At 68.1% G+C, this 12,936-nt stretch carries 9 protein-coding genes, 2 tRNA genes and 1 pseudogene; 11 read left to right on the top strand and 1 reads right to left on the bottom strand.

Annotated elements, in window-relative coordinates:
• The 11 genes and pseudogenes from dnaA to VET29_RS37610 all read left to right on the top strand — a co-directional run.
• On the top strand, positions 1 to 1,384 hold a 1,384-nt coding region (dnaA, locus tag VET29_RS37660), incomplete at its 5' end, for a chromosomal replication initiator protein DnaA (RefSeq protein ID WP_324929949.1).
• A 566-nt stretch (positions 1,385 to 1,950) separates the two neighbouring features.
• Positions 1,951 to 3,087 carry a DNA polymerase III subunit beta gene (dnaN, locus tag VET29_RS37655; protein ID WP_324929946.1) on the top strand — a complete coding sequence of 379 codons (1,137 nt, stop codon included), beginning with the start codon at positions 1,951 to 1,953 and terminating at the stop codon, positions 3,085 to 3,087.
• Positions 3,088 to 3,109: 22 nt separating this feature from the next.
• Positions 3,110 to 4,024: a phosphogluconate dehydrogenase (NAD(+)-dependent, decarboxylating) gene (gnd, locus tag VET29_RS37650; protein WP_324929943.1), complete on the top strand. Its 915-nt coding sequence runs from the start codon at positions 3,110 to 3,112 to the stop codon at positions 4,022 to 4,024.
• A gap of 32 nt (positions 4,025 to 4,056) precedes the next feature.
• Complete coding sequence (gene recF, locus VET29_RS37645) at positions 4,057 to 5,208, top strand: DNA replication/repair protein RecF (RefSeq protein ID WP_324929940.1); 1,152 nt, start codon at positions 4,057 to 4,059, stop codon at positions 5,206 to 5,208.
• 263 nt (positions 5,209 to 5,471) lie between these two features.
• On the top strand, positions 5,472 to 5,891 hold the full coding sequence (locus VET29_RS37640; RefSeq protein ID WP_324929937.1) for a DciA family protein: 420 nt from the start codon (positions 5,472 to 5,474) through the stop codon (positions 5,889 to 5,891).
• Positions 5,892 to 6,088: 197 nt separating this feature from the next.
• Positions 6,089 to 8,056 carry a DNA topoisomerase (ATP-hydrolyzing) subunit B gene (gene gyrB, locus VET29_RS37635; protein ID WP_324929934.1) on the top strand — a complete coding sequence of 656 codons (1,968 nt, stop codon included), beginning with the start codon at positions 6,089 to 6,091 and terminating at the stop codon, positions 8,054 to 8,056.
• Between the two features lie 30 nt (positions 8,057 to 8,086).
• A complete protein-coding gene (gyrA, locus tag VET29_RS37630) occupies positions 8,087 to 10,693 on the top strand; it encodes a DNA gyrase subunit A (RefSeq protein ID WP_324929931.1) in 2,607 nt (868 codons plus the stop codon).
• Positions 10,694 to 10,871: 178 nt separating this feature from the next.
• Positions 10,872 to 11,600: a DUF3566 domain-containing protein gene (locus VET29_RS37625; protein WP_414636712.1), complete on the top strand. Its 729-nt coding sequence runs from the start codon at positions 10,872 to 10,874 to the stop codon at positions 11,598 to 11,600.
• A gap of 31 nt (positions 11,601 to 11,631) precedes the next feature.
• A tRNA-Ile gene (locus VET29_RS37620) sits at positions 11,632 to 11,705 on the top strand.
• Positions 11,706 to 11,961: 256 nt separating this feature from the next.
• Positions 11,962 to 12,072, top strand: a pseudogene (locus VET29_RS37615) (DLW-39 family protein); the annotation flags it as partial.
• A gap of 93 nt (positions 12,073 to 12,165) precedes the next feature.
• A tRNA-Ala gene (locus tag VET29_RS37610) sits at positions 12,166 to 12,238 on the top strand.
• A gap of 300 nt (positions 12,239 to 12,538) precedes the next feature.
• Here VET29_RS37610 and VET29_RS37605 read toward each other — a convergent pair.
• Positions 12,539 to 12,814 carry a hypothetical protein gene (locus VET29_RS37605; RefSeq protein WP_414636711.1) on the bottom strand — a complete coding sequence of 92 codons (276 nt, stop codon included), beginning with the start codon at positions 12,812 to 12,814 and terminating at the stop codon, positions 12,539 to 12,541.
• Positions 12,815 to 12,936 lie beyond the last annotated feature (122 nt).

Below are 12,936 nucleotides of genomic sequence, written 5' to 3'. Positions count from 1 at the left end.
ACCCCCGGTCGTCGTGCAGTCGCCGCCGCCCCCGCCGCCGATCAACGTGCCGATGGCACCGGGCCAACCGCGGCCGGGCACACCCCGTCCCGGCGTTGGGTCACTCGTCGAGCAGACGCTCGTGATGGCCCCGCTGAGCGCAATAGACATTAATAACACTGAGAAGCCGCTGGGCAAGGGCGACAACGGCGCGGCGGACTCGGACAACGACGAGGTGGACGAGGAAGGCGACGCGCTCGCCACCGTCCACGAGATCTGGCCGGGCCCCCAGCACCAACAGCAGCCGCGGCCCCCGCTACCGCCGCTGCCCGGGCAGCCGTTCACGGCGCCGGCCCAACCGCAGACCTCCAAGACCCGCCTCAACGAGAAGTACACGTTCGACACGTTCGTGATCGGCGCGTCCAACCGGTTCGCGCACGCGGCTGCGGTCGCCGTCGCGGAGGCACCGGCCCGCGCGTACAACCCGCTGTTCATCTGGGGCGAGTCCGGGCTCGGCAAGACCCACCTGCTCCACGCGGTCGGCCACTACGCACAGCGGCTGTTCCCCGGCATGCGCGTGCGGTACGTGTCGACCGAGGAGTTCACGAACGACTTCATCAACTCGCTGCGCGACGACCGCAAGGTCGCGTTCCAGCGGCGCTACCGCGACATCGACGTGCTGCTCGTGGACGACATCCAGTTCCTTGAGGGCAAGGAAGGCACCCAGGAGGAGTTCTTCCACACCTTCAACACCCTCCACAACGCGAACAAGCAGATCGTCGTGTCGTCCGACCGGCCGCCGAAGCGGCTGGAGACGCTGGAGGACCGGCTGCGCACGCGGTTCGAGTGGGGACTGATCACCGACATCCAGCCGCCGGAGCTGGAGACCCGCATCGCCATCCTCCGCAAGAAGGCGGCGCAGGACCGGCTGCCGGCGCCGGCCGAGGTGCTCGAGTTCATCGCGGCCCGCATAGAGCACAACATCCGCGAGCTGGAGGGCGCGCTCATCCGCGTCACCGCGTTCGCCTCGCTGAACCAGCAGCCGGTCGACGTGCCACTGGCCGAGATCGTGCTGCGTGACCTGATCCCCGACTCGCAGGTCCCGGAGATCAGCGTCTCGACGATCATGGCCGTCACGGCCGAGTACTTCGCTGTGTCCATGGACGACCTGTGCGGCCCCGGCAAGACGAAGGCGCTCGCCCAGGCGCGGCAGATCTCCATGTACCTGTGCCGCGAGCTGACCGACATGTCGCTGCCCCGCATCGGGCAGACCTTCGGTGGCCGCGACCACACGACCGTCATGCACGCGGACAAGAAGATCCGCAAGGAGATGGCGGAGCGGCGCCGGGTCTACGACCAGGTCCAGGAACTCACCTCGCGGATCAAGCAACGCGCTCGCGGCTAGCTGAGCCAGATGGTTCGCTCACCTGAATCCCCTTGTGCGGCACGGGCTTGTGACGGACACAACCGAATCCGGTCGTGTCCGTCGCTGTGTCCTGCGTCGCACCGACCCCGCTCGTCACCTGGACGGGGGATTCCTGGGCCTTCCCGACCCTGTGCACAACCTGGGGGCGGACCCCACGCTTCTGGGGAGCGCGCTGTGGACAACTGTGGAGCATCTGTGGAGCAACCTTGCACAGGCTCGAGTTGTCCACGAGGGGCCCGAGTTGTCCCCGAGTTCTCCCCAGGCTCCATCCCCAGGGCTCGTACCGTCGCGACGTGCGGATGTGAGGGTTATCCACACAATCCACAGCACTTACTACTACGACTGTTTTTATCTTCAAAGGTTGTCAACAAAGAAAAAACAGGGGGTGCGGGTGCGCGAACGCATGCGTCGCGAAGTGGAAGCATCGAGGCATGGGGCCGATTGGAGCGGCGATCACGCACGCTCTACGGTGACGAGCAACGCATGCTCTTTCTCGAGGCGGCGTCCGCGCCGAGCGTGACCCCTCGTGGCTGGAAAGGAATCTCATGAAGATCCGCGTCGAGCGCGACGGTCTCGCCGACGCCGTCGCCTGGGTCGCGCGCAGCCTGCCGACCCGGCCGCCGGTTCCCGTTCTCGGCGGGATCCTTCTGGACGCCGGTGAGGGCGCCGACGGTCTGACCATCTCCGGCTTCGACTACGAGGTCTCCGCGACGGTCGGGGTCGCGGCGACGATCGCGGACGGCGGCCGCACGCTCGTTTCCGGCCGGCTCCTCGCCGACATCACCAAGTCCCTTCCGGCGCAACCGGTCGAGATCCTCGTCGACGGTGCGCGGGTGTCGATCACCTGTGGCAGCGCGAAGTTCTCGCTGCCGACGATGCCGGTGGAGGACTACCCGCAGCTGCCGGCGATGCCGCCGCTCGCCGGCGAGCTCGCCGGCGAGGTGTTCGGTCTCGCGGTCAGCCAGGTGGCGGTCGCGGCCGGCAAGGACGACACGCTCCCGATGCTGACCGGCGTCCGGGTCGAGATCTCGGGCGACAAGGTCACCCTCGTGGCCACCGACCGGTTCCGCCTGGCGATGCGCGAGTTCGAGTGGAAGGCCGAGGAGAGCATCAAGAGCCAGGGCGAGCTCGCGGTGCTCGTCCCGGCCCGCACGCTCGCCGACGCGGCGAAGTCGCTCGGCACGTCCGGCAACACGGTCGAGCTGGCGCTCGCCCCCGGCGACGGGCTGATCGGCCTGTCCGGCTCCGGCCGGCGCACGACCAGCCGCCTGCTTGACACGGAGTTCCCCCGGTACCGCCAGCTCCTGCCGAGCGAGCAGACCGCCGCCGCGATCGTGGAGGTGGGTGGGCTCGTCGAGGCGATCAAGCGCGTGTCGCTGGTGGCCGAGCGCGGCACCCAGGTCCGGCTCGAGTTCTCCGCCGGCGGCCTGCGGCTGTCCGCCGGCGGCGACGACGAGGGCTCCGCCGAGGAGGAGCTGTCGGTCGAGTACAACGGCGAGCCCGTGACGATCGCGTTCAACCCGAGCTTCCTCCAGGAGGGGCTCGGCGCGCTGCACGCCGACCGCGCCGAGTTGTCCTTCACCACACCGAGCCGTCCGGCGTTGATCAAGCCGGTGGGTGACGATGGGAACGTCACTCCGGGGTACCTGCATCTTCTGATGCCGGTGCGCCTCCCCGGCTGATTCGCCTTTCCAGGAGGAAGCAATGCAGCTCGGTCTCGTCGGCCTCGGCCGGATGGGCTTCAACATGCGTGAGCGGTTGCGCGCCGCCGGCCACGAGGTGGTCGGCTTCGACTACAACCCGGACGTGCGTGACGCCGACTCGCTCGCCGACATGGTGTCGAAGCTGCCCGCGCCGCGCGTGGTGTGGGTGATGGTGCCGGCCGGCGAGCCGACCCGGCAGACGATCGACGAACTCGGCGAGCTGCTCGCCGAGGGCGACCTCGTCATCGACGGCGGCAACTCACGCTTCTCGGACGACACCCGCAACTCCGCGCATCTCGCCGGGAAGGGGATCGCGTACCTCGACTGCGGGGTGTCCGGCGGCGTGTGGGGCAAGGACATCGGCTACGGCCTGATGGTCGGCGGCGACGAGAAGGACGTCGAGCGGGTGCTGCCGATCTTCGACGCGCTGCGTCCGGAGGGTCCGCGCGAGGAGGGCTTCGCGCACGCGGGTCCGGTCGGCGCGGGCCACTACGCGAAGATGATTCACAATGGCATCGAGTACGGCCTGATGCAGGCCTACGCCGAGGGCTTCGAGCTGCTCGAGGCCGCGAAGATCATCGAGGACGTGCCGGCGACGATCAAGGCGTGGCAGCGGGGCACCGTCGTCCGCTCGTGGTTGCTCGACCTCCTGGTCCGCGCGCTCGACTCCGACCCGGAGCTGGACGACCTGCGTGGGTACGTCGACGACTCCGGCGAGGGCCGGTGGACCGTCGAGGAGGCGATCAACCTCGCGGTGCCGGCGCCGGTCATCTCGGCCGCGCTGTTCGCCAGGTTCCGCTCGCGGCAGGACGACTCACCGGCCATGCGTGCCGTCGCGTCGCTGCGCAACCAGTTCGGTGGGCATGCCGTCCACGTGGCCGGGCCGAGCTCCGGCGCGGGCAGCACACAAGGCTGAGGCGACTGGGCGGAGCTAGCGGAGCGAACATCGTGTACGTCCGGCACTTGCAGGTCACCGACTTCCGTTCCTGGGAGCACGCGGACCTGGAGCTGGCCCCGGGACCCGCGGTGCTGGTCGGTTCGAACGGACAGGGCAAGACCAACCTGGTAGAGGCCCTGGGCTACGCGGCGACGCTCGGCTCGCACCGGGTGGCGACCGACGCGCCCCTCATCCGGCACGGCTGCGCCCGCGCGATCGTGCGGACCGCTGTCGTCAACGAGGGCCGTGAGCTGACGATCGAGCTGGAGATCACCGCCGGCAAGGCCAACCGCGCGCGGGTGAACAGGGGGCCGGTGCCCAGAACCAGGGACGTGCTCGGGATTCTGCGGACAGTGTTGTTCGCACCCGAGGACCTCGCCCTGGTGCGTGGCGACCCCGGCGAGCGGCGCCGCTTCCTGGACGACCTGCTGGTGTTGCGCACGCCCCGGTACGCCGGGGTTCGCGCGGACTACGACCGGGTGCTGCGGCAGCGGAACGCGTTGCTGAAGTCGTCCGGCCACGCGCGCCGCGCCGGCAAGAGCGGCGGCGACGCGCTGGGCACCCTGGACGTCTGGGACGGGCACCTCGCCCGGCACGGCGCCGAGCTGCTCGCCGCCCGGCTGGACCTTGTCGCCGATCTGGCCGACCACGTCACGGCCGCGTACGCCGGGGTCGCACCCGAGTCGCGGCCGGCGACGATCCGGTACCGCTCCGGCATCGCCGACTCGTTCCCCGACGACTACGGCACGACCGGGCGCGCCGACATGGAGGTACTGACCGACGCATTGCTCGCGGCCATGAGCGCGGGCCGCGACCAGGAGCTGGACCGCGGAGTGAGCCTCGTCGGCCCGCATCGCGACGAGCTGGAGCTGACACTCGACGCGTTCCCGGCGAAGGGCTACGCGTCGCACGGCGAGTCGTGGTCGTTCGCGCTGGCGCTGCGCCTAGGCTCCTACGAGCTGCTCCGGGCCGACGGCAACGAGCCGGTGCTCGTGCTCGACGACGTCTTCGCGGAGCTGGACCGCAGGAGGCGCGAGCGTCTCGCCGAGGTGTCGGTCGCGGCCGAACAGGTGCTGGTGACCGCCGCGGTGGCGGAGGACGTGCCGAAGGAGCTGGCCGGCGCTCGCTACCTTGTCGCCGACGGGGAGGTCCACCGTGAGTGATCGACAGCGATGTGACGAGTACCACAGCTGGGGACAAACCTGTGGATAGTGTGGATAAAGCTGTCACGCCGCGTCCGTCGGTAACCCCCAACGGGGGGGAATCGGGCGACCTGACCACCCAAAAGGGTGTTGATGTTGGGGCCGATGCTCGATCCGCTACGGAAGGTGACTATCCACAGCTGCGCGGGTCGGACCTCGCGCGCGCCGCGCTGGCTGCGGCGCGTGAGCAGACCGGCGGCCCGGCGGCCAAGCGGAACAGGTCCGTGGCGCGTGGCGCGGGCGCGGTCAACCGGCGCAGGCGGCGCTGGTCCGGAGCCGGCGCCGACGAGCGGGACCCGCAGCTGCTGGGGCGGCTGCTCGGCCGGGTCGCACTCGACCGCGGGTGGAACGGACGGCTCACCACGGGTCGCCTCTTCGACCGCTGGCACCTGATCGTCGGCGAGGACGTCGCCGAGCACGCGCGGCCGGTCGAGCTGAAGGACGCGGAACTCACCGTGCAGGCCGACTCGACCGCATGGGCGACACAGCTCCGCCTGCTCCAGAAGCAGCTCCTGGTCAAGATCGCCGCCGGCGTCGGAAATGACGTGGTCAAGAGGCTGAAAGTGCTCGGTCCCACCGCCCCGAGCTGGCGGTATGGACCACGGCACGTACGTGGCCGGGGGCCGCGCGACACCTACGGGTGACCCCGGTTGGCGCTATCGGGGCGGAAGGTGTGAAATCGGCGGAGAACAACCGCCGCACGCGTACGGGGTCGGTCGGGAGCTGTTGAACGCGTCTGCGACGGAGCTAGGGGTGTGTTCGCCCCCTTCTGCACGCGCGCACCAGTACTATTGAGACAGGCGATCGGCTAGGCCCTTTCCGGACAGGAGAACCCCCGCCCGTGGCGAACAACAACCATGAATACAACGCGTCCTCCATCAAGAAGCTGGAAGGCCTCGAAGCTGTTCGCAAGCGGCCCGGCATGTACATCGGGTCAACCGGTGAGCGCGGTCTCCACCACCTGATCCAGGAGGTCGTCGACAACTCCGTCGACGAGGCGATGGCGGGCTACGCGACGAGGGTCGAGGTCACGCTGCTGGCCGACGGCGGTGTGCGCGTCGTCGACGACGGGCGAGGCATCCCGGTCGAGATACACCCCGAGTACAACAGGCCGACGATCGAGATCGTCCTGACCGAGCTGCACGCCGGTGGCAAGTTCGACAGCGACACCTACGCGGTGTCCGGCGGCCTGCACGGCGTCGGCGTCTCCGTGGTCAACGCGCTGTCCACCAAGCTCGACATCGAGGTGCACTACAAGGGCAAGATCTGGCGCCAGCACTACGACCGCTCGGAGCCGGGGCCGCTGACCGACCACGGCGACACCGACGTCACGGGCACATCGGTCACCTTCTGGGCGGACGCCGGCATCTTCGAGACGACGACGTACAACGCCGAGACCATCGCGCGCCGGCTCCAGGAGATGGCCTTCCTCAACAAGGGCCTCACCATGATCCTGCGGGACGAGCGGGTGGCCGAGGAGGAGACCCACGAGGACGCCGAGGGGCACGCCGCGCGGGTCAAGGAGCGCACCTACCACTACCCGGGCGGGCTCGAGGACTTCGTCAAGCACATCAACCACACGCGCGAGGCGATCCACCAGAGCGTCATCTCCTTCGAGGCGAAGGGCGAGGGCGTCGAGGTCGAGGTGGCGATGCAGTGGAACACCGGCTACAGCGAGTCGGTGTACACGTTCGCCAACACGATCAACACGGCCGAGGGCGGTACCCACGAGGAGGGCTTCCGCGCCGCGCTCACCCGCGTGGTCAACGTGTACGCGCGCGACAAGAAGCTGCTGAAGGAGAAGGACCAGAACCTCACGGGCGACGACATCCGCGAGGGCCTGGCCGCGATCATCTCCATCAAGCTGGCCGAGCCGCAGTTCGAGGGGCAGACCAAGCAGAAGCTCGGCAACACCGAGGCCAAGACTTTCGTGCAGACGAACGCCAACGAGATGCTGGCCGACTGGTTCGAGCGCAACCCGTCCGACGCACGGACCATCGTGACGAAGGCGGTCTCCTCGGCCCAGGCCCGGATGGCGGCCCGCAAGGCCAGGGAGCTGGTCCGCCGCAAGGGCGCGCTCGACATCGGAGGCCTGCCCGGCAAGCTGAAGGACTGCCGGTCGACCAACCCGGAGGAGTGCGAGCTCTACATCGTGGAGGGCGACTCCGCGGGTGGCTCGGCCAAGGAGGGGCGTGACTCGCGCTTCCAGGCGATCCTCCCCATCCGCGGCAAGATCATCAACGTGGAGAAGGCCCGCATCGACCGGGTCCTCAAGAACACGGAGGTCCAGAGCCTGATCACGGCGCTGGGCACCGGCATCCACGAGGACTTCGACGAGCAGAAGCTGCGGTACCACAAGATCGTGCTGATGGCCGACGCGGACGTCGACGGCCAGCACATCCGGACCCTGCTGCTGACGCTGCTGTTCCGGTTCATGCGCGGGCTGGTCGAGCACGGCTACGTGTACCTCGCGCAGCCGCCCCTGTACAAGATCAAGTGGCAGCGCACCGAGCCGGAGTTCGCCTACTCCGACCGCGAGCGCGACGGCCTGATGAAGGCCGGCCTCGAGTCGGGCAAGAAGATCAACAAGGACGACGGCATCCAGCGGTACAAGGGTCTCGGCGAGATGAACGCCGACGAGCTGTGGGAGACCACCATGGACCCGGCGCACCGCCTGCTCCTTCAGGTGACGCTCGACGACGCCGCCCAGGCGGACGAACTGTTCAGCGTGCTGATGGGCGAGGACGTCGAGGCCCGCCGCTCGTTCATCACCCGCAACGCCAAGGATGTCCGCTTCCTCGACGTGTAGTCGTCGCGGAATGCGTTTGAAAGGAACTTCGTGACCGAGACCTTGCCTCCCGGGCCGCCGGAGAACGACCGCGTCGAGCCGGTCGACATCCAGCACGAGATGCAGCGCTCCTACATCGACTACGCGATGTCCGTCATCGTGTCCCGTGCGCTGCCCGACGTCCGCGACGGCCTGAAGCCCGTCCACCGGCGCGTCCTCTACTCGATGTACGACACGGGACTGCGACCGGAGCGCAGCCACGTCAAGTGCTCGCGCATCGTCGGCGACGTCATGGGTAACTACCACCCCCACGGCGACTCCGCGATCTACGACGCACTCGTCCGCCTCGCGCAGCCGTGGTCCATGCGGTACCCGCTGATCGACGGTCAGGGCAACTTCGGCTCGCCGGGCAACGATCCACAGGCCGCCATGCGGTACACCGAAGCACGCATGACGCCGCTGGCCATGGCGATGCTGCAGGACATCACCGAGGAGACCGTCGACTTCTCGGACAACTACGACGGCAAGACGCAGGAGCCGGACGTCCTGCCGGCCCGTATCCCGAACCTGCTCGTCAACGGCAGCAACGGGATCGCGGTCGGCATGGCGACCAACATCCCGCCGCACAACCTGCGCGAGGTCGCCGCCGGCGTGGTGTGGGCGCTCGAGAACTGGGACGCCTCCGACGACGAGACCCTCGCCGCGATGATGACGCGGATCAAGGGTCCCGACTTCCCGACCAAGGGCCTGATCCTCGGCACGCGCGGCATCGAGGACTGCTACCGCACCGGCCGCGGCTCGGTGCGCATGCGTGCGGTCGTCGAGGTCGACGAGGACGCCAAGGGCCGCACGATCCTGGTCGTCACCGAGCTGCCCTACCAGGTGAACCCGGACAACCTCATCGAGAACATCGCGGCGCTCGTCCGGGACGGCAAGGTCGGCGGCATCGCGAACGTCGACGACGAGTCGTCGAAGCGGGCCGGCATGCGGATCGTGATCACGCTCAAGCGGGACGCGGTCGCCAAGGTCGTGCTGAACAACCTGTACAAGCACACCCAGCTCCAGCACAACTTCGGCGTGAACATGCTGTCGCTGGTCGACGGCGTGCCGCGCACGCTGCGGCTGGACCAGATGATCCGGCACTACGTCCGCCACCAGGTCGACGTCATCGTCCGGCGCACCCGCTACCGGTTGCGCAAGGCGGAGGAGCGGGCCCACATCCTGCGTGGTCTGGTCAAGGCGCTGGACATGCTGGACGAGGTCATCGCTTTGATCCGCCGGTCGCCGACCGTCGACGAGGCCCGCACCGGCCTGATCGGTCTGCTCGGGGTCGACGAGATCCAGGCCAACGCCATCCTCGAGATGCAACTGCGCCGCCTCGCCGCCCTCGAACGGCAGAAGATCATCGAGGAGCTGGCCGAGATCGAGACGGTCATCGCTGACCTGCAGGACATCCTGGCCAAGCCGGAGCGCCAGCGTTCGATCGTCCGCGACGAGCTGATGGAGATCGTCGACAAGCACGGCGACGACCGGCGCACCCAGATCATCCCGTTCGACGGCGACGTGTCGGTCGAGGATCTGATCGCGGTCGAGGACGTCGTCGTCACGATCACCCGCACGGGTTACGCGAAGCGGACGAAGACGGACCTGTACCGGGCGCAGAAGCGTGGCGGCAAGGGCGTCCAGGGCGCCGGCCTGAAACAGGACGACATCGTGGCGCACTTCTTCGTGTGCTCCACGCACGACTGGATCCTGTTCTTCACCAACAAGGGCCGGGTGTACCGGGCCAAGGCGTACGAACTGCCGGAGGCAAACCGCAACGCACGCGGCCAGCACGTGGCGAACCTGCTCGCGTTCCAGCCGGACGAGCAGATCGCACAGGTCATCGAGATCAAGGACTACGAGGTCGCGCCGTACCTGGTGCTCGCGACCAAGAGCGGCCTGGTCAAGAAGAGCAAGCTGTCCGACTTCGACTCCAACCGCGCGGGCGGGCTGATCGGCATAAACCTCCGCGAGGACGACGAGCTGGTCGGCGCCGTGCTGTGCTCGGCGGACGACGATCTGCTCCTGGTGTCCGCCGGCGCCCAGTCCATCCGTTTCCACGGGAGCGACGAGGCACTGCGCCCGATGGGCCGCGCGACGTCCGGCGTGCTGGGCATGCGGTTCAACGACGGTGACGAACTGCTGACCCTGGGTGTCGTGCACGAGGACACGTTCCTGCTGGTCGCGACCAACGGCGGCTACGCCAAGCGCACGCCCATCAGCGACTACCCGGTCCAGGGCCGGGGCGGCAAGGGTGTGCTCACCGTTCAGTACGACAGCAAGCGTGGCAGGCTTGTGGGTGCAGTCATCGTCGACGAGGAGGACGAGCTGTACGCGATCACCTCCGCGGGCGGGGTCATCAGGACCTCGGCCAGGGAGGTCCGCAAGGCCGGCCGGCAGACGAAGGGGGTCCGCCTGATGAACCTGGGCGAAGGCACCACCCTCGTCGCCATCGCACGCAGTGCGGAGGTCGAAAACGGCAATGGTGCGGAATCCGACGCCGACGGCGACCCGGCCCCAACCGACACGGCCCAATTGTCGGCGGCAGGCAACGCAGTCAACGAGCAAGGCGTCATCACCGAGGGCGGCGATACGCCGACCGAGTCACAAGAGTAAGACGCGACAGACGTAGGGGACCCGCGTGACACCACCTGAGAAGCCCGGACGCACCGACCAGGGAGCGGATGCGGCCCAGACGTCCGCCGTCGCCACCAGCGGCCCGGCCCAGCAGGTCGACCAGGCTGCCGGTGGTAACCACGATGGCAACGGTCAGAAGCCGCCGGCCACGACAAACGTGGCCGGCGGCGACGACCTGGAGCTGAGCCACGGCACGCCGCCACCACCGTGGCAGCGGGCACAGAGCGAGAAGCCGACCCAGCCCACGAGCCAGCCGACCCCACCCCCGGGTTCGGGGGAGAAGACCGTCCGCGTCGAACGCCCGGTAGTGACGGGCACGGCCGCGGCGAGTTTGTTCGGCGGCTCCGACGCCCAGACGGTCAACGTGCCGCACAACCCGCCCCGGCAGAACACCCCGCCGGGTGGCATCCCGTCGGCGGCCCGCACCCCGGTGAACCTGGACAACGCGGGCAGCCCGTCGTCCACGGGCCCGCTGCGCGCGGTGGGTGCGGCGGCCCCGAGCGCACTACGCAGGCCCGGCCGCGGCCCACGCCGAGCCAACCTGCAGATCAAGCGCTTCGACCCGTGGTCGGTACTGAAGCTGTCGCTGGTGCTGGGCGTGGCACTGTTCTTCGTCTGGCTGGTGGCGGTGGGCATCCTGTACGCCGTGCTCGACGGCATGGGCGTGTGGGACAACCTGAACGGCATCTCCGACGAGCTGCTCCAGGGCTCCAGTGAGACGGGCGAACCCCTGATCAGCGCCGGCCGCGTCTTCGGCGTAGCCGCGATCATCGGCGCGGTGAACATCGTCCTCTTCAGCGCACTGGCGACGGTGGGCGCGTTCATCTACAACGTGTCGGCCGACCTGGCAGGCGGCCTGGAGGTCACCCTGGCAGAACGCGAGTGATCCGGGTGTTGTAGTCTTCTCAACGCATCCGGGGCCTATAGCTCAGGCGGTTAGAGCACTTCGCTGATAACGAAGGGGTCGGAGGTTCAAGTCCTCCTAGGCCCACGGACGAACTCTGGACGACCCTGCTCGGTGGCCTTTGTCGGCCACCTCGCTGGGTCGTTCGTTTGTTGTGTTGGGGGCAGAGCGCCCCCAGACCCCCGCACGGTGTGGTTGGTTGTCGACCCAGCGTGATCTCGGTTGTCGCAAGGCTTCGCTTCCCTTTGAGCGGGCCTATGGCAGACTTGTGGGGCCGCTCGCAGGGATCAACAGGGGTTCGCGAGCGTAGTAGGTCTTTGTTTTGCCGAAGGAGGCAATGGACGTGAAGAAGCTTCTCGCACTGGCAGCCGTGGCCGGCGGCGTTCTCTTCGTGATTCGCCGCAGCAAGTCCGCCAAGGCGCAGGACGACCTGTGGCGCGAGGCTACCGCTCCTGCCGCAGGCGCCAAGAAGGCCTGACACCGGCTAGATCACACCTGGCGAGCCTCGCGCCCGCCAGCCCGAGCGTGGGCGACCCCCACGCTCCCCGGGGACGTAGCTCAATTGGCAGAGCACTGCCTTTGCAAGGCAGGGGTTAGGGGTTCGATTCCCCTCGTCTCCACGAAGATGCCCGAGGGCAAAGGCACCGGTCAGCAGGTCTGTCCCCCGCCGCCTGGGCCGTTCGCACTGGCTTACGTCCTCACCCGCGTGCCCCCTCGGACTCACCGCGTTCTCCTGGCGAGCACGCTTGCCTTTCAGTCGACGAGCCCCAGGTCACGCGCTTGCTTCTTGAAGTTCGTGCTTCCCAAGGATGATCTTGGGATAGTGACGGTCCGCACGACGGCCCTTTTCGGCTTTTTGATCTTTCGTCGGCCGCCGTACAGCTCAGCTTGTGACTTCTGAACGGCTACCTCGACCTGCGTTACTGCCAGTACCTCGGCGGCTGTCGCACAGGATCGATGCTGTCGAACCGGCGGTTGGGGTTCGGATCGAGCCCTTTGACCTGGATCAGCCGTTGGGTCTTCGCATCCTCCAGATGCTCCATCACACCAGGCATCGCGGCGACGACCGCGCCAATCGCGAGCGCCAGGCCCCGCAGGCCTGGCTGTCTCTGTCCGTACCGCACATGGTGTAGCCGAGACTTCCGGATTGCGGCTGTCTCGTGTGGATCGTCGAACTGGTTCGCGTCGTTGGTCACGAACACCTCGTAGAGCGCGCTCGCATCCCGCAAGAGTGGAATGTCCTTCTTGCCCGACCATCCGAGGTCATGAACATGATCAACTCGATGTGTCGGCAGGGACGCGACGGAGCACGGGTAGT

The sequence above is a fragment of the Actinophytocola sp. genome (assembly GCF_035634895.1).
In the GTDB taxonomy this organism is placed as follows: domain Bacteria; phylum Actinomycetota; class Actinomycetes; order Mycobacteriales; family Pseudonocardiaceae; genus Actinophytocola.
Note: the sequence above shows the minus strand (reverse complement) of the source record. Positions and strands in the feature narration are given on the sequence as shown.